At 51.6% G+C, this 19,816-nt stretch carries 18 protein-coding genes; 16 read left to right on the top strand and 2 right to left on the bottom strand.

Going from position 1 to position 19,816, the window contains the following annotated elements; all coding sequences use genetic code 11:
* Positions 1–66: 66 nt before the first annotated feature.
* The 13 genes from infC to T458_RS34850 all read left to right on the top strand — a co-directional run.
* Entirely contained in the window at positions 67–570 is a 504-nt protein-coding gene (gene infC / locus T458_RS34910) for a translation initiation factor IF-3 (protein WP_031305444.1), read from the top strand.
* A 30-nt stretch (positions 571–600) separates the two neighbouring features.
* Positions 601–798 (top strand): 50S ribosomal protein L35, encoded by a 198-nt coding sequence (rpmI, locus tag T458_RS34905; RefSeq protein WP_023555667.1) that lies wholly within the window; start codon positions 601–603, stop codon positions 796–798.
* Positions 799–888: 90 nt separating this feature from the next.
* Positions 889–1,248: a 50S ribosomal protein L20 gene (gene rplT, locus T458_RS34900; RefSeq protein WP_023555666.1), complete on the top strand. Its 360-nt coding sequence runs from the start codon at positions 889–891 to the stop codon at positions 1,246–1,248.
* A 147-nt stretch (positions 1,249–1,395) separates the two neighbouring features.
* Positions 1,396–1,755: a hypothetical protein gene (locus T458_RS34895; RefSeq protein ID WP_023555665.1), complete on the top strand. Its 360-nt coding sequence runs from the start codon at positions 1,396–1,398 to the stop codon at positions 1,753–1,755.
* Between the two features lie 235 nt (positions 1,756–1,990).
* Positions 1,991–2,926 carry an alpha/beta hydrolase gene (locus T458_RS34890; RefSeq protein WP_023555664.1) on the top strand — a complete coding sequence of 312 codons (936 nt, stop codon included), beginning with the start codon at positions 1,991–1,993 and terminating at the stop codon, positions 2,924–2,926.
* A 152-nt stretch (positions 2,927–3,078) separates the two neighbouring features.
* A complete protein-coding gene (locus tag T458_RS34885) occupies positions 3,079–3,759 on the top strand; it encodes a phosphoadenylyl-sulfate reductase (protein ID WP_252989814.1) in 681 nt (226 codons plus the stop codon).
* Complete coding sequence (gene sat / locus T458_RS34880) at positions 3,741–4,949, top strand: sulfate adenylyltransferase (protein ID WP_035316075.1); 1,209 nt, start codon at positions 3,741–3,743, stop codon at positions 4,947–4,949. Before T458_RS34885 ends, sat begins: the two co-directional genes overlap by 19 nt.
* A gap of 657 nt (positions 4,950–5,606) precedes the next feature.
* Complete coding sequence (ilvB, locus tag T458_RS34875; RefSeq protein WP_023555661.1) at positions 5,607–7,343, top strand: biosynthetic-type acetolactate synthase large subunit; 1,737 nt, start codon at positions 5,607–5,609, stop codon at positions 7,341–7,343.
* The gene (gene ilvN, locus T458_RS34870; protein ID WP_023555660.1) at positions 7,344–7,850 is read left to right on the top strand and encodes an acetolactate synthase small subunit; all 507 of its coding nucleotides are present in this window, start codon (positions 7,344–7,346) and stop codon (positions 7,848–7,850) included. It abuts the gene before it with no gap.
* A 58-nt stretch (positions 7,851–7,908) separates the two neighbouring features.
* Positions 7,909–8,901: a ketol-acid reductoisomerase gene (gene ilvC, locus T458_RS34865; RefSeq protein WP_023555659.1), complete on the top strand. Its 993-nt coding sequence runs from the start codon at positions 7,909–7,911 to the stop codon at positions 8,899–8,901.
* Between the two features lie 34 nt (positions 8,902–8,935).
* Positions 8,936–10,468 carry a 2-isopropylmalate synthase gene (locus T458_RS34860; protein ID WP_023555658.1) on the top strand — a complete coding sequence of 511 codons (1,533 nt, stop codon included), beginning with the start codon at positions 8,936–8,938 and terminating at the stop codon, positions 10,466–10,468.
* Positions 10,469–10,518: 50 nt separating this feature from the next.
* Positions 10,519–11,607 carry a 3-isopropylmalate dehydrogenase gene (gene leuB / locus T458_RS34855; protein ID WP_023555657.1) on the top strand — a complete coding sequence of 363 codons (1,089 nt, stop codon included), beginning with the start codon at positions 10,519–10,521 and terminating at the stop codon, positions 11,605–11,607.
* Positions 11,608–11,682: 75 nt separating this feature from the next.
* Positions 11,683–12,331, top strand: a 649-nt coding sequence (locus T458_RS34850; protein WP_023555656.1) for an isocitrate/isopropylmalate family dehydrogenase, incomplete at its 5' end; no start/stop codon positions are given.
* 194 nt (positions 12,332–12,525) lie between these two features.
* Here T458_RS34850 and T458_RS34845 read toward each other — a convergent pair.
* Entirely contained in the window at positions 12,526–13,764 is a 1,239-nt protein-coding gene (locus T458_RS34845; RefSeq protein ID WP_031305278.1) for an IS110 family RNA-guided transposase, read from the bottom strand.
* 716 nt (positions 13,765–14,480) lie between these two features.
* Here T458_RS34845 and T458_RS34840 point away from each other — a divergent pair.
* Positions 14,481–15,725: an MDR family MFS transporter gene (locus tag T458_RS34840; protein ID WP_023555653.1), complete on the top strand. Its 1,245-nt coding sequence runs from the start codon at positions 14,481–14,483 to the stop codon at positions 15,723–15,725.
* Here T458_RS34840 and T458_RS34835 read toward each other — a convergent pair.
* Positions 15,722–17,164, bottom strand: coding sequence for an aminotransferase-like domain-containing protein (locus tag T458_RS34835; protein ID WP_023555652.1), 1,443 nt, complete (start codon positions 17,162–17,164; stop codon positions 15,722–15,724). The genes T458_RS34840 and T458_RS34835 overlap by 4 nt on opposite strands.
* A 180-nt stretch (positions 17,165–17,344) precedes the next feature.
* On the opposite strand from T458_RS34835, the gene T458_RS34830 reads away from it, so the two are divergent.
* Together T458_RS34830 and T458_RS34825 are read left to right on the top strand one after the other, a co-directional pair.
* On the top strand, positions 17,345–17,851 hold the full coding sequence (locus tag T458_RS34830) for a MogA/MoaB family molybdenum cofactor biosynthesis protein (protein ID WP_023555651.1): 507 nt from the start codon (positions 17,345–17,347) through the stop codon (positions 17,849–17,851).
* A 123-nt stretch (positions 17,852–17,974) separates the two neighbouring features.
* Positions 17,975–19,756, top strand: a complete 1,782-nt coding sequence (locus T458_RS34825; RefSeq protein WP_023555650.1) for a B12-binding domain-containing radical SAM protein — start codon at positions 17,975–17,977, stop codon at positions 19,754–19,756.
* Positions 19,757–19,816: the final 60 nt, after the last annotated feature.

Raw genomic sequence — 19,816 nt, 5'->3', positions numbered from 1 at the left:
AAAGCGGAAAGTCCGTTTTGTTCCTTCTCGAAATTGACGGGGGTGGCAAGTATTAGCAAGGATCAAATGTTAGTTAACGAAGCGATCCGTGCCCGTGAGGTCCGTTTGATCGGAGCCGACGGGAGTCAATTGGGAGTCGTTCCCTTTAGGGAAGCATTGCGCATCGCTCAAGAAGCCGACTTGGATCTGGTAAATGTTGCTCCTACAGCCAAGCCGCCTGTATGCCGTATCATGGACTACGGAAAGTTCAAATACGAGCAGGCGAAGAAGGAAAAGGAAGCACGCAAGAACCAGAAGATTATCGAGCTGAAAGAAGTGCGTTTTTCTTCCAATATCGAGGAACACGATTTTCAGACGAAGCTTCGCAACGTCCGCAAGTTCTTGGAGGATCATCACAAGGTGAAGTGCTCGATCCGTTTCCGTGGACGTGAAATCACCCACTCCGAAATCGGACTGTCGGTTATGGAACGTGTAGCAGCCCAGTGTGAAGATCTCGCAGCGCCAGAGCGCAAGCCGAAGATCGAGGGACGCAGCATGATCATGATTTTGGCTCCGAAGACGGAAAAGTAAGCTAGTAGTTGAGACAGGAGGATTTTTCACATGCCTAAAATGAAAACTCATAGAGGCGCAGCGAAGCGTTTCAAAAAAACCGGAAGCGGCCAGCTGAAGCGTGACCGCGCATATGGTAGCCACTTGTTCGCTAACAAATCAACCAAGCAAAAACGCCATCTGCGTAAAGCTGCCCTTGTTTCCAAAGGCGATCAAAAGCGTATTGAGCAAATGCTCACTTATCTGTAAGTTTCGCATCATTACACACCATCACACAGCATGAGCTCCCTAAGCGCCTCGTAGCAGGCCGCCATGCTGGAAAGACCAGGAGGAGTTAGTATGCCAAGAGTAAAAGGTGGCATTATTGCACGCCGTCGTCATAAGAAAATCCTGAAGCTGGCGAAAGGTTACTTCGGTTCCAAACATCGCCTGTTTAAATCCGCGAATGCGCAGGTAATGAAATCCCTGATGTACGCATACCGCGACCGTCGTCAAAAGAAACGTGATTTCCGCAAACTGTGGATCACTCGTATCAACGCGCAAGCTCGCATGAATGGCCTGTCTTACAGCCGCCTCATGCACGGCCTGAAAGTAGCTGGCATCGAAGTAAACCGCAAAATGCTGGCTGACCTGGCTGTTAACGACAAAGCAGCTTTCAACGAGCTGGCTGCTGTCGCAAAAGGCAAACTGAACGCGTAAAACCCCAAGACACCGATCTTCCTGCAAGGGAAGGATCGGTGTTTTTTATTGCTGCAAAAATAGTTGTCCAACCTACAACACCTGTCCAAGCGGGTGCCTTTCTCCTTTCATACGCTACGAGTAGAAAGAGGAAAGGAGTGTGAGAGTATGGCTAGATTAACCTTGTTTGATGGCCGAAATTTTCAAGACAGACGTCTTCAGATTCGCAGACGTGGCTTAGCGATCCGGAACATGAGCGCAATTCGTTTCGACAATGACCTCTCCAGCTTTCGCCTGCGGCGGGGAAACGCCGCCAATGCAACACTCGTCCTGTTTTCCCAGGCAAACTATCAAGGCTCGTTTCGTGTATTTCGCGGGAACACAGCTATTGCCAATCTGAGCAACTTTAACTTTAACAATCGCACGTCGTCGCTGATTTTCATCCTCCGCAATCTGACTGACGCGCAGATTCGCAATATCCAGTCGAATGCCCGTGCCCCGAGAGGCATCGCGGAAATCCGCAGGTAAGAGCCAAATGCTCTCTGGCTAGTCGTGCTTCTGGATAAAATAGGATAGTGATAGGAACAAACAGACACTGGTCACCGGTGCTCTGCTTGTTCCTTTTTTTTTGTGAAAATCAATGACTGCAGAGCAGGGTTTACAGATAACTATCAGAATAGTGGAATAACAGTAGTTTCCTAGGGCCAGTGCGTTTCTCTGGTAGAAAGACCATGTAAGGATTGGGATGAAGGAGGAGTAGGCTATGGCATTAGACCCGCAAGCAAAGGCGTTTTTGGAAATGAATGAGGCGGCAGGAGCACCCCGGACCAGCTCGATGACTCCAGAGGAAAATCGGCTGCGGACGGCAGAGATCGGCAAACTGGCGGGGATTCCAAAAACAGTCGCCCGGGTAGAGAATCGGCTGATACCGGTTGAGGATGGAAAGATCGGTATTCGGATTTATACCCCGCAAGGAACCGGTCCTTTTCCGGTGTTTGTCTATTTTCACGGCGGCGGCTGGGTGATCGGCGATTTGGACACCGTCGATACAGTTTGCCGCAATATCGCGCATGAATCGGATTGTCTGGTCGTCTCTGTCGATTATCGCTTGGCACCGGAGCATAAATTTCCGATCGCGGTGAATGATTGCTACGCTGCCGTGGAGTGGGTAGCCCGTCATGCGGCGACATTGCAGGGCGATCCGGAAAAAATAGCGATTGGCGGAGACAGCGCAGGCGGGAACCTGGCAGCAGTGGTTGCTCAGCTTGCGAAGGAACGTCAAGGGCCTGCCCTGTCTTTTCAGGCCTTGATTTATCCAGCCGTACAGCTTGGCAGTGACACGGAATCGTACCGTGAAAATGGCGAGGGTTATTTTTTGACTGCTGACAGCATGAACTGGTTTTTCAAACAGTATCTGAACGGGGAGGAAGAGAAGCAGAACGTGCTTGCCTCTCCGCTGCTTCGAGAGGATTTGACTGGCTTGCCCCCGACGCTTTTGATTACGGCTGAGTATGATCCGCTGCGAGACGAGGGAGCCATGTACGCCCAAAAGCTTCGCGAAGCAGGAGTTCCCGTCGAATATACCTGCTATGAGGGCATGATCCATGGATTTTTCTGGATGGGAGGAATCATGGACAAAGGAGCCCAGGCAGTCTCACAAGTAGCGAACAGTCTTCGCAGTGTCTTCATGCGGCTGTGATCGCATGATTCCCTCGTCCAGAATCTCTTCGGAGTGCTGGACGAGTTTTTCTTTTCGGGGGGACGATGCGCCACTTGCTTCTTCTTCACATATGATGGTGGGGGAAAGCTAGCAAGAGAGGAGTTTCGCAGATGAGGAATCGCCATGCGAAGATGGACGAAGAGTTGCAAGTAATAGCTTATCGGCTGGAATCGAAATCTCCGCAGGATGTGTTGGTGTGGGCCATGGAGGAGTACGGTTCCAGTCTGGTTCTCGCCTCCAGCTTCGGCGCGGAGGATGTCGTATTGATTGACATGCTGCACAGGCTGGCTCCGACTGTACCTGTCTTTTATCTGGATACCAACAAGCATTTCAAAGAGACCTATGAGACGCGCGACCGTCTGCAAGAACGTTACGGAGCCTCTTTTCTCCAGGTTTTGCCCCAACTGACTTTGGAAGAACAAGCCGCCAAACACGGCGATCGGCTGTGGGAGAAGGACCCCAATCTCTGCTGTCAAATCCGCAAGGTAGAGCCGTTGCAGCGCATTTTGGCAGAGTACGAGGCATGGATTACAGGGATTCGCAGGGAACAGTCGCCGACGCGAGCCAATGCGAAGAAGGTAGAGTGGGACGAAAAATTTAACCTGGTCAAGTTCAATCCGTTGGCGGACTGGACGCATAATCAGGTATGGGAGTATATACATCAGCATGATGTACCCTACAATCCGCTGCATGATCAGCATTACCCGAGTATTGGCTGCGAGGTCTGCACGCGTCAGGTCATGCCGGGTGAGGATCCTCGCGCAGGGCGTTGGTCCGGTTTTGCCAAGACAGAATGCGGGTTGCACAAATGAGTGAAGAGATGGGGGAAATCAACATGTGCGCGATTGCGCCCCACGGAGGAAAACTGATTGAACGACTGTTGCCGCGAGGAGAAAATGCAATTTCAGTAAAGACTGATCACGTCGTCGTTGTAGATAAATGGACGTTGTCTGATTTGGACTGCCTGGCAATCGGCGCCTTTTCGCCGTTGACGGGGTTTTTGGGTGAAGCGGATTATCAATCTGTGGTAGAGTCGATGCGTCTGACGGATGGGACGGTCTGGCCGTTGCCTGTCACGTTGGCCGTTGACCCTTTCCGTTACCAGGGAGTGCGGCCCGGCGACCGTGTCTTGCTGCGAGGGGAAGATGGCGTGGATTACGCACTGCTCCAGGTGGAGAGCTGCTATCTGCCCGACAAGCAGAAAGAAGCGTCGTTCGTCTTTCGGACGACAGACGAAGCGCATCCGGGAGTACAAAAGCTGTATGCAAAACCAGCCCTTTACCTGGGCGGACCGGTAGAAGTATGGAGGCGTCCGGAGCCGGAGCGCTTTGGCGATTATTACCTGACACCGGCACAGACGCGCGAGAGGTTCGCAGAGAATGGCTGGAAGAGTGTGGTCGGCTTCCAGACGCGCAATCCGATTCATCGGGCACACGAGTACATCCAGAAAGCAGCGTTGGAAATCGTCGATGGACTGTTTCTGAATCCCTTGATGGGCGAGACCAAGTCAGACGACGTGCCTGCCGCAGTGCGCATGAAGAGTTACTTGGCGCTGCTGGAACACTACTATCCCAAGGACCGTGTGCTGCTTGCCGCTTTTCCGGCGGCCATGCGCTATGCAGGTCCCCGCGAGGCTGTTTTTCATGCGCTGGTGCGAAAAAATTACGGATGCACGCATTTTATTGTCGGACGGGACCATGCCGGAGTCGGCGATTATTACGGCACGTATGACGCCCAGCATATTTTCCGGCAATTCAAGCCTGAGGAAGTAGGGATTCAATTGCTCTTTTTCGAACACAGCTATTACTGTCGCACTTGTCAGGGCATGGTGACTGCCAAGACATGTCCGCATGATGCGAGTCACCATATTGCGCTGTCGGGGACGAAGGTGCGCGCCATGCTGCGTGAAGGACAGACGCCACCGCCGGAATACAGTCGTCCCGAGGTGGCCAGGATCTTGATCGAAGGCATGCGGGAGCAGGAGGTTCGCAGCCACCGATAGGGTTTTTCACAAAAGGTCGCTCTTTTTGGAATGGTGGGAGGATCCCCGGCATTCTTTGAAGGAGCGATTTTTTTCTGTCTCGAGAAGTTTTTTTATAAATAAACATGTTCGCTGCAGAGTGTAAAATGAGGAGTTATTGTATGCGCTTTCACGCATAAGCAGCGTGGCGAAGCGGTTTTTGGCTGAACATTCGTTCGGACGAAAGTCGTTATAATTCTTTAGTTATTCGTTGACACCCCCATGGTGCCTAGCTATAATCAGACGTAACACTTTATTTTCTGACAACTACAATATTGGAAATATTGTATGAATAGCAGGCTTTGACGAGGATGGTGCACGACTACTCTTTCCCAGAGAGCCCGGGATGCTGCGAACCGGGTAAAGAGAGCGATGCATTGCTCACCTCTGAGCCGTTTTGCTGAAAGCTGCGAGGGCAGTCAGTAGGCAAAACCGTTTAACACCCGTTAGCGTGTTACAGTCCACAAACAATGTGACTGGCTGAGATCGGCCGACCGTGAGGCGCCGATGAAGTTGGGTGGTACCGCGAACCCTTTCGCCCCAAAAGACATGGAACAAGAACCGTGTCGGGGCGAAAGGGTTTTTCTATGTGGTTATAGTTAAAAACAATACCTGTTGAAACTGGGAGGGGGAGAGAAAATGAGTGTTGAAATCGCTGAATTGAACAGTAAAAGAAGCATGCCGCCGATTCAGTTCGGTGAAGAAGTTTCCGGTGCTGAAACGCTGCTGCGCTGTCTGATCCTGGAGGAAGTAGAGCACATTTTTGGTTATCCCGGCGGGGCTGTATTGCCCATCTATGACTCATTGTATGGGAGCTACTTTAAGCACATTTTGACTCGCCACGAGCAAGGAGCCATCCACGCTGCAGATGGATATGCTCGCGCTACGGGCAAACCTGGCGTATGTATCGCGACTTCCGGTCCGGGCGCTACCAACCTGGTGACAGGGATTGCAACTGCACAGATGGATTCTGTGCCGCTGGTCTGCATTACCGGGAACGTCGCTCAGAATCTGATCGGAACGGACGCTTTCCAGGAGGCGAATATTACCGGCATCACGATCCCGATTACCAAGCACAGCTACTTCGTGCGAGACGTACGCGATCTGCCGAGAATCGTCAAGGAAGCGTTCCATATCGCCACGACAGGCCGTCCCGGCCCCGTGCTGATTGACATTCCAAAAGACGTAGCCAATGCGAAAGCGCCTTTCTACTATCCGGAGGAAGTGAACATCCGCGCATACCGCGCTTCGCTTGTACCGAGTGATGAAGAAGTAAACACATTCGTTAAGGCGATCAGCTCCGCAAAAAAACCAGTGATTCTCGCTGGCGGCGGAATCATTGCAGCCGGTGCTGACAAAGAACTTCTGGCATTTGCCGAAAAGACCCGCATCCCTGTGATCAACACTTTTATGGGATTGGGCGGCTTCCCTGGCGTACACGAACTGTCGCTTGGAATGCCGGGCATGCACGGAAGCTACACAGCCAACCAGGCGATCCTGCAAGCAGATTGTGTAATCGGACTTGGCGCTCGTTTTGATGACCGCATCACGATGGGACGCACCAAAGAATTCGCTCCGAATGCACGCATCGTTCACGTGGACATTGACCCTGCTGAGCTGGGGAAAAACGTGGCGACAGCAGTCACCGTCGCTGGAGATGTGAAAAGCACGCTGCAAAAGGCCTTGCCGCTGGTGTCGGCATGTGACTCGCAGGCTTGGATCGATCAGCTGAAAGAGTGGCAGCAGCAACAGCCGTACAAGTATAAGAAGGAAGACGGCGTCTTGAAACCGCAAGCGGTAATTGAGCTTCTGTACAACACGACAGAGGGCGAGGCAATCGTCACGACTGACGTGGGACAGCATCAGATGTGGACCGCTCAGTACTACAAATTCAAGCACTCTCGCTCCTTCATTTCTTCCGGCGGCCTCGGCACGATGGGCTTTGGCTTCCCGTCCGCGATCGGAGCGCAAATCGCGAATCCAGACCGGACAGTCATTGCAGTAGTAGGGGATGGCGGCTTCCAGATGACCAATCAGGAGCTGGCGATTGTCTCCCAGTACAACATTCCGGTCAAGGTAGTCATTCTGAACAACCAATGCTTAGGAATGGTCCGCCAGTGGCAAGAGCTCTTCTACGACAACCGTTACAGCGAAATCGATCTGACCTGCAGCCCGGATTTCGTCAAGCTGGCTGAAGCCTACGGTGTAAAAGGCCTGCGTGCAAGCACACAAGAAGAAGCAGAGCGTGTATGGGCGGAAGCACTTGAGCACGACGGGCCGGTAGTCATCGACTTCCGCGTAGCACCGGCAGAAAACGTCTATCCGATGGTTGCGTCAGGCAACACCTTAGATCAGATGGAATTGGGGGAAGAGTAGATGCAGCGACATACGATTGCCGTACTTGTAAATGATCAGCCCGGCGTATTGACCCGTGTCGCGACTCTGTTCGGCCAACGAGGCTTTAATATCGACAGCATCACAGTCGGTGGGTCCGAGGAGGCAGGCCTGTCCCGCATGGTCATCAGCACCGGGGGGGATGATCAGCAGATCAATCAGTTGATGAAGCAGCTGTACAAACTCATCGACGTGATCTCGGTCACCAATCTGAGCGCTAATCCCTTTGTATCGCGGGAACTGGCTCTGATCAAGGTAAGTGCCTCTCCAAGTCAATTGGCCGAACTCAACGGAATTGTGGAGCCGTTCCGGGCAGCCATTGTCGATGTGGGACCTGAATCGCTGATCATCCAGGTAACGGGTGATACAGAGAAAATCGACGCTTTGCTCATCCTTTTGCAAAGCTATGGTGTACTCGAATTGACTCGTACCGGGTCAGTGGCGATGACACGCAGTATCGTACCAGCAGATGCAGCAGCAACTGTATAGTACAAAAAATTCTGAATTAAAATTCAAACTAAACAACATTTCAGGGAGGCTATACAAAATGGTAAAAATGTACTATGAAGCAGACGTAAACAAAGAGGTACTGCGCGGCAAAACAATCGCGATCATCGGTTATGGAAGCCAAGGCCATGCGCAAGCACAAAACCTGCGCGACAGCGGTTATAAAGTAGTAGTGGGTCTGCGCCCAGGGAAATCCTGGGATGTAGCAGAAAAAGACGGGTTTGAGGTTCTGACTGTAGCAGAAGCCACCAAACGAGCAGACGTCGTTCAAATCCTGATGCCTGATGAGCGCCAAGCGCAGGTATACCGCGATGAGGTAGCTCCTAACCTGAAATCCGGCGCTGCTCTCTGCTTCTCCCACGGCTTCAACATCCATTACGCGCAAATCGTGCCGCCAGCAGACGTAGACGTAATCATGTCCGCTCCAAAAAGCCCGGGCCACCTGGTGCGCCGCGTATACCAAGAAGGCTTCGGAGTTCCTGGTCTGATCGCAATCTACCAAGATGCGACTGGCAATGCGAAAGATCTCGCGTTGGCATACTCAAGCGGAATCGGCTGCACCAAAGCTGGTGTCATCGAAACCACCTTCCGTGAAGAGACAGAGACTGACCTCTTCGGTGAGCAAGCAGTACTTTGCGGTGGAGCAAGCGAGCTGGTAAAAGCTGGATTCGACACTCTCGTAGAAGCAGGTTATGCTCCAGAGATCGCGTACTTCGAGTGCTTGCATGAACTCAAACTGATCGTTGACCTGATGTATGAAGGCGGCTTGGCTCGTATGCGCTACTCCATCAGTGACACAGCTGAATACGGTGACTACAGCGTAGGTCGTCGCATCATCACAGACGAAACACGCAAAGAAATGAAAAAAGTCCTGTCCGAAATCCAAGATGGTACGTTTGCTCGCAATTGGATCCTGGAAAATCAGGCAAACCGCCCAGGCTTTACTTCCCGCCGCCGTCTGGAAGCAGAGCATGGCATCGAAGTAGTCGGGGAGCAACTCCGCGGCATGATGTCTTGGCTGAACAATAAATAATAGCGTTAGGGAAAAATGTGGAGGTGAATAGTTCATGCGGACCATTGAGATTTTTGATACAACATTGCGTGACGGGGAACAGTCTCCGGGCGTCAACATCAGCACGAACGAGAAGGTGGAGATCGCCCTTCAACTGGAGAAACTGGGCGTTACGAGAATCGAGGCAGGCTTTGCGGCTGCCTCTCCCGGTGACCAAAAGTCAGTGGCCGAAGTAGCGAAGCGCGTCAAAAACTCCACGATCGTCAGTCTGGCTCGCGCCGTCAAAGACGATATGGATAAAGCTTACGAAGCGCTGCGCAACGCGGAAAACGCATCCCTCCACGTCTTTCTCGCGACGTCTCCGATCCATCGCGAATTCAAGCTGAACATGAGCAAGGAACAGGTCCTGCAGCGTGCTGTAGAAGCTGTCACCTACGCGAAAAAGTACTTTAAGGAAGTCCAGTTTTCGGCAGAAGATGCCGCTCGCACGGAGATCGACTTTTTGAAACAGGTGGTAGAGGCGGTCATCAAGGCTGGAGCTACGACAGTGAACATCCCTGATACCGTGGGCTACATGACGCCGATCGAGTACGGAAACATTTTCCGCGAGCTGAAAAAGGTACCCGGTGCAGACCTAATTCGCTTGAGCTGTCACTGCCATGACGACTTGGGAATGGCCGTAGCCAACAGCTTGGCTGCCATCGAAGGCGGCGCGACGCAGGTGGAAGGAACGATCAACGGTATTGGGGAGCGTGCAGGGAACGCAGCTTTGGAGGAAGTAGCCCTAGCGCTGGAAACACGCAAGGACTACTACCAGGCAACCACGAAGCTGAACCTGAAAGAAATCGCTCGTACCAGCCAGTTGGTCAGCCGCTTGACCGGTATGATCGTGCCTGGAAACAAAGCGGTTGTCGGCGCCAATGCCTTTGCGCACGAGTCGGGCATTCACCAGGATGGCGTGCTGAAAAACGTCACTACCTACGAGATCATCCGTCCTGAGTCAGTGGGCTTCAAGTCCAACAAACTCGTTCTCGGCAAGCACTCCGGTCGCCATGCGTTCAAGGAAAAGCTGGTTGAGCTAGGGGTTACTCTGGAGCAGGAGGAAGTAAATGCGGCGTTTGCAGCGTTCAAGATCCTCTGCGACAAGAAAAAAGAAATTACCGATGACGATATTCTCGCGCTGGTGGATACCAAAATGGAGCGCGGTCCAGAAGCGTTCCAGTTGGAATCCGTGCAGCTCGCTTACGGGAATATCTCTGTGCCGACTGCAAGTGTGCGTCTACTTCGCGCGGATGGCTCTGTCTGTGAGGAAGCGGCTTGCGGCAACGGTTCTGTCGATTCTATCTACAAGGCGATCGACCGGGCGACAGGTGAAGATGTGACGTTGGTTGATTACAAAATCCTCTCCGTCACGCACGGCAAGGATGCACTCGGGGAAGTGTACGTCCGTCTGCAGCAAGGCGATTTGAGCGTGACAGGACGGGGTGTCAGCACGGATGTCCTGGAAGCTAGTGCGGTTGCTTATATACGTGCCGTCAACAAGATTCTGGAGCGTCGCAACGAGTCGATGCCGGTAGCTGTCAACTAATGTAGAAGCTACGGATGCAAAAACCACTACAGAAGAAAAGCGGGATAAAGATGAAGAAAAACTATCGTATCGCTGTTCTGCCTGGGGACGGGATCGGGCCGGAGATTATGCAAGAAGCCGTTAAGGTCCTCACCCTTGTAGGAGAGCGGGAAGGCGTCACGTTTACATGTGAAGAAGGCCGAATCGGCGGTATTGCCATCGATACAGATGGCACTCCGCTGCCAGAGGAAACCTTGAAGCTGGCCAAGGAAGCAGATGCTGTGTTGCTTGGAGCAGTTGGAGGACCAAAGTGGGATCAAAACCCTGGACATCTTCGTCCGGAAACGGGACTGTTGGGAATTCGCAAAGGATTGGGGCTTTTTGCCAACCTTCGACCTGCCACGATGATCAACTCCCTAGTGGATGCTTCCTCTCTCAAGCCGGAAGTGGTATCCGGAGTCGACCTGATCGTCGTCCGTGAGTTGACTGGCGGGATTTACTTCGGAGAGAAAAAACGCTACGACGGCCCCAATGGCGAAGTAGCAGAAGACCAATGCATTTATCATGAAGCAGAAATCGAGCGAATCATTCGTGTCGCCTTCGATGTTGCACGCAAGCGTCAAAAGCGCGTGGTGTCTGTAGACAAGGCAAACGTCCTGGAAAGCTCCCGCCTCTGGCGCAAGGTAGCAGAGCGCGTGGGTGCCGACTACCCGGATGTGGAGCTGAGCCATCAGTTGGTTGACTCTTGCGCGATGCAGCTCGTGCGTGATCCGAAGCAGTTCGACGTCATCGTAACCGAGAACATGTTCGGGGATATCCTGAGCGATCAGGCGGCGATGTTGACGGGTTCGATCGGCATGCTGTCCTCGGCAAGCCTGGCTGCCGGAAGCTTCGGCCTGTATGAGCCGGTGCATGGCTCCGCTCCTGATATCGCCGGAAAAGGCATCGCCAATCCATTGGCAACAATCCTCTCCGTCGCGATGATGCTGCGTCTGTCCCTGGGGATGGATAAAGCGGCTGACGCTGTGGAAAAAGCGGTCGGAAATGTATTGGAAGCAGGACATCGCACAGGCGATATTGCTTCGGATCGCAGCAAAGCCATCGGTACTGTAGAGATGGGGCAGCTGGTTCGTGATGAGCTGAGCCAAATCTTGAATTAAGCATAGCCCTGCCAAGTCTCTTTTGAGGGATGAACTGGCAGGGTTTTTGTTGTCTTCATGCTCTAGCGGCGGGGNAAAACGCTACGACGGCCCCAATGGCGAAGTAGCAGAAGACCAATGCATTTATCATGAAGCAGAAATCGAGCGAATCATTCGTGTCGCCTTCGATGTTGCACGCAAGCGTCAAAAGCGCGTGGTGTCTGTAGACAAGGCAAACGTCCTGGAAAGCTCCCGCCTCTGGCGCAAGGTAGCAGAGCGCGTGGGTGCCGACTACCCGGATGTGGAGCTGAGCCATCAGTTGGTTGACTCTTGCGCGATGCAGCTCGTGCGTGATCCGAAGCAGTTCGACGTCATCGTAACCGAGAACATGTTCGGGGATATCCTGAGCGATCAGGCGGCGATGTTGACGGGTTCGATCGGCATGCTGTCCTCGGCAAGCCTGGCTGCCGGAAGCTTCGGCCTGTATGAGCCGGTGCATGGCTCCGCTCCTGATATCGCCGGAAAAGGCATCGCCAATCCATTGGCAACAATCCTCTCCGTCGCGATGATGCTGCGTCTGTCCCTGGGGATGGATAAAGCGGCTGACGCTGTGGAAAAAGCGGTCGGAAATGTATTGGAAGCAGGACATCGCACAGGCGATATTGCTTCGGATCGCAGCAAAGCCATCGGTACTGTAGAGATGGGGCAGCTGGTTCGTGATGAGCTGAGCCAAATCTTGAATTAAGCATAGCCCTGCCAAGTCTCTTTTGAGGGATGAACTGGCAGGGTTTTTGTTGTCTTCATGCTCTAGCGGCGGGGAGGAAACCAGCTAATATTTTGTCAAGAGTATCCTTATTATTTTCTTTGAAGTTGTGCTATATTGTTGAAAAGCATGCAAAATAACCTCTCTAAAGGGAGAGGTTATGGAAATTCATTCCATTACGCTGACTGAAAGTCAGCCTTATAAGGTTCGCTTCTCGTTAAAATGCAGTATATCCAGCGGATTAGCTTATTCACACAAGCAATCACAACCTGTTTGTGGGGCTTTCCTTCCCCCTTTTTCACGTCATAATACTCACGTAATCGCTGATTTACTGAGCTTTGTAAGAGACACCCCTTTCGTCTTCTTACTCCGCATTGTACAGCTTGGTACAGCGCTCTTCGCAAGCGTTTGGAACCCCGTTTGGTAATTCGGTTTGTGCTTGCTGTGAACTTTCCGGAGGATGTGACACTTGGGTCAACCCCAGCGAATGCGACCAATTTCTTTGCGTGGTCAAACCGTTCGATTTCCCCAATTTCGGCCAGGATTGTGGCAGCAATCTTGTTTCCCACGCCGGGAATCGAACGGAGTAGATCATATTCTTTTTTTTCTTCAGCCAGGGCATCTATTTGTTTTTCAAGCTTGGATAGATGCTCCTGGTATTGAAGTAGCAACGTGATGAACATACGTAAACTAAGCACATAACTCTCATGGACCCCTTCTTGAAAGGGGCTTTTTTCTGCCGCTGCCATCATATCTATTGCCTTTTCCTTTGCCCACTTCGGTGACCGTCCACGAACAAGCTTTGTGTTCATACACTCCGCTAGCTTGTCCACTCCTGCCGTTTTTACCGCCCCTGGTGTTGAATACATTTCCAACACTCCCAATGATACCGTTGAATACAAATCCCCAAACACACCTTCATACGTGGGAAAGACCTGGTCTAGGACAGCCCGAAATTGCAATTTTGTCTGAACATACATATCCGTCATTGCCTCATGTTGTCTCGTGAGATGACGTAAATGAAGCCAGTGCGTTTCCTGCTTTTGGTACGGTTCAAACTCCTCTTTGTAATAAAGTTCTCCTAAATGAACCGCGTCCAATTTATCGGTCTTCACTTTTCTTAGGTGCGTTTTCTTAGCCCGCTGGGCTAATAAGGGATTAAGGATATACAGGTCATAATTTTTCTCCTCTGCCCACTCTACAATGGGAAGGTGGTAGTGACCTGTAGCCTCAAGAATAATTGCTGGACGACAACCGCTGTCCTTTTCTACTTCCTTTAGCCTTCCATGAAGCCATTCCAAATCTGTTATGGTATGCGAAAAACGAAATCCTTTTCCGTATAATTTGTTCCGATCCAGAAAGATCTGTGCTTGGCTTTCTCCTTTTGCCACATCGATTCCTACAACTGGATTCACGTTCTTCCTTCCCCTCACTTCTTTTACCGGCAGCCCCTTTAGCACTTGTATGCCATAGCTTCGCATGTGATACGGGATCTTGTCCCAACCAGCCCAAACATAGTTGTACAAGTAGGGGGTGAACAGTTTCCTCCACGGGTTTTTCCCAAAAAGGGGATCGTTCTACCCGGCTACCAATAGAGTAAAGCCATTTCCATGAAAAATGGCCAGCCAGTTTTTTCTGGCTGACCTCATAATACGAAAAAGGAGAAAACGCTTAGGCGGGTTGGGATCTTTGCTGGGGGTCATCCTGTCCGCCTCCACTCCAAAGGCGGAACCGCGGCCAAAAGCAGCTGACTTCGAAGAAGTCATTCAAAGTTGGCCGCTAAAAGCGTGTTCCGCCTTTTCCGTTCCAGCTTGGTCAAGATCCCAAATGCCTTCGCTCTTTTCTCCTTTTTCCTGAGCCAACTGTAGGTTGTCCACATGCATTTTTGAGGGCATCACAGGGAGGAACAATCTTCATAGCATCAAAAAAGACGCTTCCAATGGGAGCGTCTTAGTGATTCTAAATCCAGAACGTATGTTCGTTTTCTCGTACAATCAAATTAGGAGTTAGTATCCTTAACATCTATACTATTAGTTTAATTCAGACAAAAGAAAAAGTCTATATTTTGTAAGAAATTTGCTCTATAGTTTTTTTACCTGGCCGGGAAACTTCACAATATGGGGGGGCATAGATGCAAATTCGCTTATGGAATAACAACCTGAAAGTCCGTTTATTCGGAGAAGCACTGTTCAATATGCTGTTTTGGATGTACTTTCCGTTCATTACGGTGTATTTTGGTGCGGCATTGGGCAATCACATCGCAGGCATTCTGATGACGATACCGCCGGTCTTCAGCCTGATTGGGAGTCTGTTCGGTGGAGCATTGACGGATCGAATGGGAAGGCGCCCTGTGATGCTGATGGGTGCAGGTCTGCAAATGGGGATGTTTGTCTTGTTTGCAATCTCGCCATCCCATTGGATCGATTACCTCGCGTTTATCGGCATTGGGGTGGGAGGAGCCATCTATCGGCCTGCGAGCTCCGCTATGGTCGCTGATCTGGTTCCTCCAGAGAAACGCCGGGAGATTTTCGCGACTTTTATGACCGCCAATAATATTGGTGCTGTGCTTGGTCCCGCTCTTGGCGCCATTTTCTTTTTCCATTACAGGCAAGAGCTGTTGTGGACGTGCGCATTGGTCACGCTGCTGTATTTGATCGCGATCTATTTCATCGTTCATGAAACCTTGCCGCATTCGGAGAAAAACAAGGAAGGTTCCAGCTCGATCACCCATGTTTTCAAGGAGCAATGGAAGGGATACGGCATTATTTTTCGCGACAAAGTGTTTCTCATCTATACCTTGGCAGGCATCTTTGCCCTGGTACCGATTATGCAATTGGATCTCTACTTTCCCGTATATGTGATCAATGAAGTTCCTGCCCAAGCATTGTTCACCTGGAATGGTCATTCCCTGATGCTGACAAGTACGGAGATATACGGGTGGCTCCTTGGATTTAACGGGCTTTTATTCGTTCTATTTATCCTTCCGGTGACGAAATGGTTCCACAATTGGAAAGAGCGTGATGTGTTCATTTTGTCATCATTGCTGTCAGGAGTAGGCACATTTGCCTTGGGACTGAACACGAATTTTTGGTTCCTGTTTTTCGTCACCATCATCTTCACGTTTGGCGAGATGGTTCGCTCTCCGGTGACACAGAGCTTCATCAGCCGCTATGCCCCGGAGCATGCGAGGGGACAGTACATGGGTGCCGACAGCCTGCAAGGCACCATCGGGAAATTTTTGGCGCCCATAACCGTTTTCCTGTCCAATTGGGTGACGCCTATGGGGATATTCAGCATCATTCTGGCATTTGCCTTGATCAGTGTCGTGTTGTACATCCAGTTATTTCGTATCTATAAGGAGGAACAACCGACTTAGCGGATCAGGGCTGCTCCCAGCCGATACAGCCAATGCTTCAACTCGCGCTCGTCCATCGGTGCCAGCGGAAAACGCACAGCAGGCCGGCGCTCTGTGTCGGCATGCTCGTCAGGTACGCGGAATGCTTGCCCTGGTGTCAATTCCAGGCCATCTTCACGCAGGTAGGAGATGACTCTGTTTTCCAGTGCCGTCGCATGGGCAGTGGGTTCTCCCCATTCGATCCAGGTATTGAGACCGCCGATAATAGGGTACATGCGAGCATGTGCAGGCAAGGCGTTGTGTTTTTCTTTCCAAACAAATTGAAAACGGGACTGGAATAAAGCCCGTCTGTCAGCCAGATACACATCTCCGAACCAGGTGTCATCCAAAAGCCGAACTGCCGCATCGACGACCAGCAGAGATGGCTCGGCACCAGTCATGGCGACGAGTTGCCGATTGCGCTCCAGCTCCTCCGTATCCAGATCGGCTGGAAGCATCAAGACGCCCAGCTGCAGATCGCGCGCCAGCGTTTTGGAGAGCGAATGCAAATAATAAACCTGCACGGACATCTGCTCTTGCTGCGCCATTTGGTAGAGGGTCAGGCTGGGATGCTGGAACCACAGATCGCCGTAGTGGTCATTTTCAACCAACCTCACATTGTGGCGGGACGCCCATTCTAGCAACTCTTCCTTGCGCTTTCGGGAGTAGCTGATCCCCGTCGGAAAATGATAATGCGGGTTGGCGAGAATCCAGTTGGCGGGATAATGCTTCTGTTCCTCCTCCAGCGCCTCGATGGAGATCCCTTCCTCGTCCATGCGGATCGGCCGTACTGTGATCCCGCATTGACTGAGCAGACGCAGAAAAACAGGATAGGAGTACTCTTCCACGTACACGACATCGCGCGGCGTCATCACTCTCTGGGCGAGGAACGCAAATCCGCTGGTGCTGCGATTGAACAGCATGACTCTCTCGGGAGCATGAGGCAGCCCGCGTCGTGTCAGATGGTTGGCAAACACTCTGTCCGCCTTCGCACGGCGGATTTTTTTCTGTGCAGAAGGCTCATCGAGAACAGTCAGGCTCTCATAAAAAGCGCTGCGCAAGCGTTTGACAAGCTCTTCGCCGGGACGTGGAGAGGAATCGGAAAAGGAAGCGATGGGAATATCCGTTAGCGGAAGGCGGTTCTCCATTCGGGCTTCCTTCGCATGGACGGTCAAATAGTAGCCTTTTCCGTGGACAGCTTCCAGCCAGCCTTCTGCCGCCAAATAGTCATAAGCCTTCTTGACCGTCTCCAGGGAGCAGCCGCTGGCGGTTTTCATCTCGCGCAGTGAAATCAGTTGTTGTCCGTCTACGAGAAAAGCGCCACGCAAAATAGCCGTTTGTAACTGTTCGGCGAGTTGTACGTATATAGGCGTATGGGATTGTTTATGGAAATGAAACGAGAAAAAAGGGCGGTTGGCCATCTGGGCTCGCCTCCATTCATGTCGAAAAATAGCAGTCATCATCAGCATTATAGCGGAAAGCCTGCGGGAAGGGATAGGGGAGAAGGTGAAAATCTTCCCGTGCGGACAGCGCAGGAGGCATTCGCTCCCTGAACATGGTATCATGATGCAAGAAAAGTCGTGGGTCGAGGAGATGAGGATATGAGCACACAAGAGCACAAGGCACAGGCGCCAAAACAGGTAGGGTGCATGGTAGTCACGGTTTCCGATACGCGGACAGAAGAGACGGACAAAAGCGGGAGGCTGATGACGGAGCTTCTGGAAGAGGCCGGACATCGGCGCATCCGCTATCAGATCGTCAAGGACGAGCCGTCTGAAGTAATTGCCGCCATTGAGACGGGGATACAGGACCCGCAGGTGCAGGTGATTCTGTTAAATGGCGGAACCGGAATCTCTCCTCGTGACAACACTTTCGAAGCGGTATCCGGACTCTTGGAAAAGGAAGTGCCAGGATTTGGCGAGTTGTTTCGGATGCTGAGCTACACAGAAGACATCGGATCAGCCGCAATGCTGAGCCGCGCTGTAGCCGGTACACGCCAAGGCAAAATGATTTTCTCGACACCGGGCTCTACAGGCGCGGTTCGTCTGGCAATGACAAAGCTGATCGTGCCGGAATTGGGGCATGTCGTTCGCGAACTGAATCGGTAGGTCAGAATTGCTCCCTTGACCTTGTATGTGGTACTGTTACGACAGGGATTTGATCGGCAATGCCCCAACAGCAAGGAAAAAAGCGAGATGATTGCCGAAATGTGCAAGGAGAGTAGCCCAAAAATGAAAATTGTACTTTCAACATTAAACGCAAAATTTATCCATTCATCACTTGCCTTACGCTATTTGCGAAGCTATGCCAGGCCGTCTTTTCCACAGATCGAGCTGGTTGAATATACGATTAATGATGTAACGATGAATCTCGTCGCGGATTTGTACAAGCGTGAGCCGGATGTCGTCGCCTTTTCCTGTTATATCTGGAACATTCGCGAGACGCTGGATGTCGTTCGCAATCTGAAAAAGGTGCGTCCTGACTTGCCGATTATTCTGGGAGGGCCAGAGGTCACCTATGATGCGGATCACTGGATGAAAAAGCATCCCGAAATCGATGTGATCGTGATCGGAGAAGGGGAGCAGACGATTCTGGAGCTGCTGCAAGTCTATCAGAAAGCGCGGGAGACAGGACAGCCCCCTGCACTTCGAGACGTGAACGGCATTGCCTACCGCGACGAGGAAGGGATCGTTCGCTTTTCCATGCCGCGCGCCCAGATCGAGGATCTCGACTCGATTCCGTCGCCGTACGAGGATGATCTGGATGAGCTGAACAACCGCGTCGTCTACTTCGAGGCTTCGCGAGGCTGCCCATTCAAGTGCCAATACTGCTTGTCCTCTATTGAAGACGGAGTGCGCTACTTCAGTCTGGAGCGTGTAAAGGCAGACCTGCTGCGTTTGATCAACCACGGCGTAAAGACGATTAAATTTGTCGACAGGACGTTTAATATCAATAAAAAATATGCGCTGGAAATCTTTCAGTTTTTGATCGACAACCATAACGGGACCGTGTTCCAATTCGAAATTACCGCCGATATTTTGCGGGCAGACGTCCTTGATTTCTTGACCGAGAACGCGCCTCCGGGAATTTTTCGCTTCGAGATCGGGGTCCAGTCGACCAATGATGAAACCAATCGTCTCGTGCAACGGATTCAACGCTTTGACAGACTCTCGCGCACAGTGACGCAAATCAAGGAATCGAAAAAAATTGATCAGCATCTGGATTTGATCGCCGGCTTGCCGGAGGAGGATTACCACTCCTTCCGCAAGACGTTCAACGACGTGTTTGCTCTGCGGCCAGAGGAGCTGCAGCTAGGATTTTTGAAAATGCTGCGCGGGACAGGCGTGCGCGCTCGGGCTGCCGATCACGGCTATGTCTACATGGACGAGGCTCCTTATGAAATCCTTGGTAACAATGTACTTTCCTTTGCGGATATGCAAAAAATCAAACGCGTGGAGGACGTTCTGGAGAAATACTGGAACGATCACCGCATGGACTACACCTTGGAATGGCTGTTGTCCCATGTGTTCGAGACGCCTTTTGACTTCTTTCAGTCCTTTGGTGACTACTGGGAGAACCAGGGGTGGAGTCGAATCGGGCATCAGTTGGAGGATTTGTTTACCCGCTTGCTCAGCTTTCTGGAATTCAGCGGTGTGCAGGATCTTGAACACATCCTCAGCTTGATGAAATTCGACTATCTGCGCAATCAAAAACATCGTCCACGCAAACTCTGGTGGGAGGATGTACTGGAAAAACAAGAGATGCAGCATACGCATACACTTGTCCAGCAACAGGTCGGCCGCTTGCGCCCTGACTTTGCCGAACACGCTGCATCTCAAAAGGATTACTTCAAACATACCCTGAGCGCCAAGGTATCCTTTGATATTGAGACGTGGATCAATACGGGAGAACGCATCGAGGGTTCCTACATCCTCGTCATGTATTATCCGTACAAAGATGAGCAGGGGAATGCGTTTGTCGTGGTAGAACAGGACTTGAGCGTGGCACACTAAGGGGACCTGGGCCTTACGATCATCACGCTTCATGAGAATCAGGTTGCATACAAGCCGCTC

This window comes from Brevibacillus panacihumi W25 (assembly GCF_000503775.1).
GTDB classification, from domain to species: domain Bacteria; phylum Bacillota; class Bacilli; order Brevibacillales; family Brevibacillaceae; genus Brevibacillus; species Brevibacillus panacihumi_A.
This window is presented reverse-complemented; position numbering and strand designations above follow the sequence as displayed.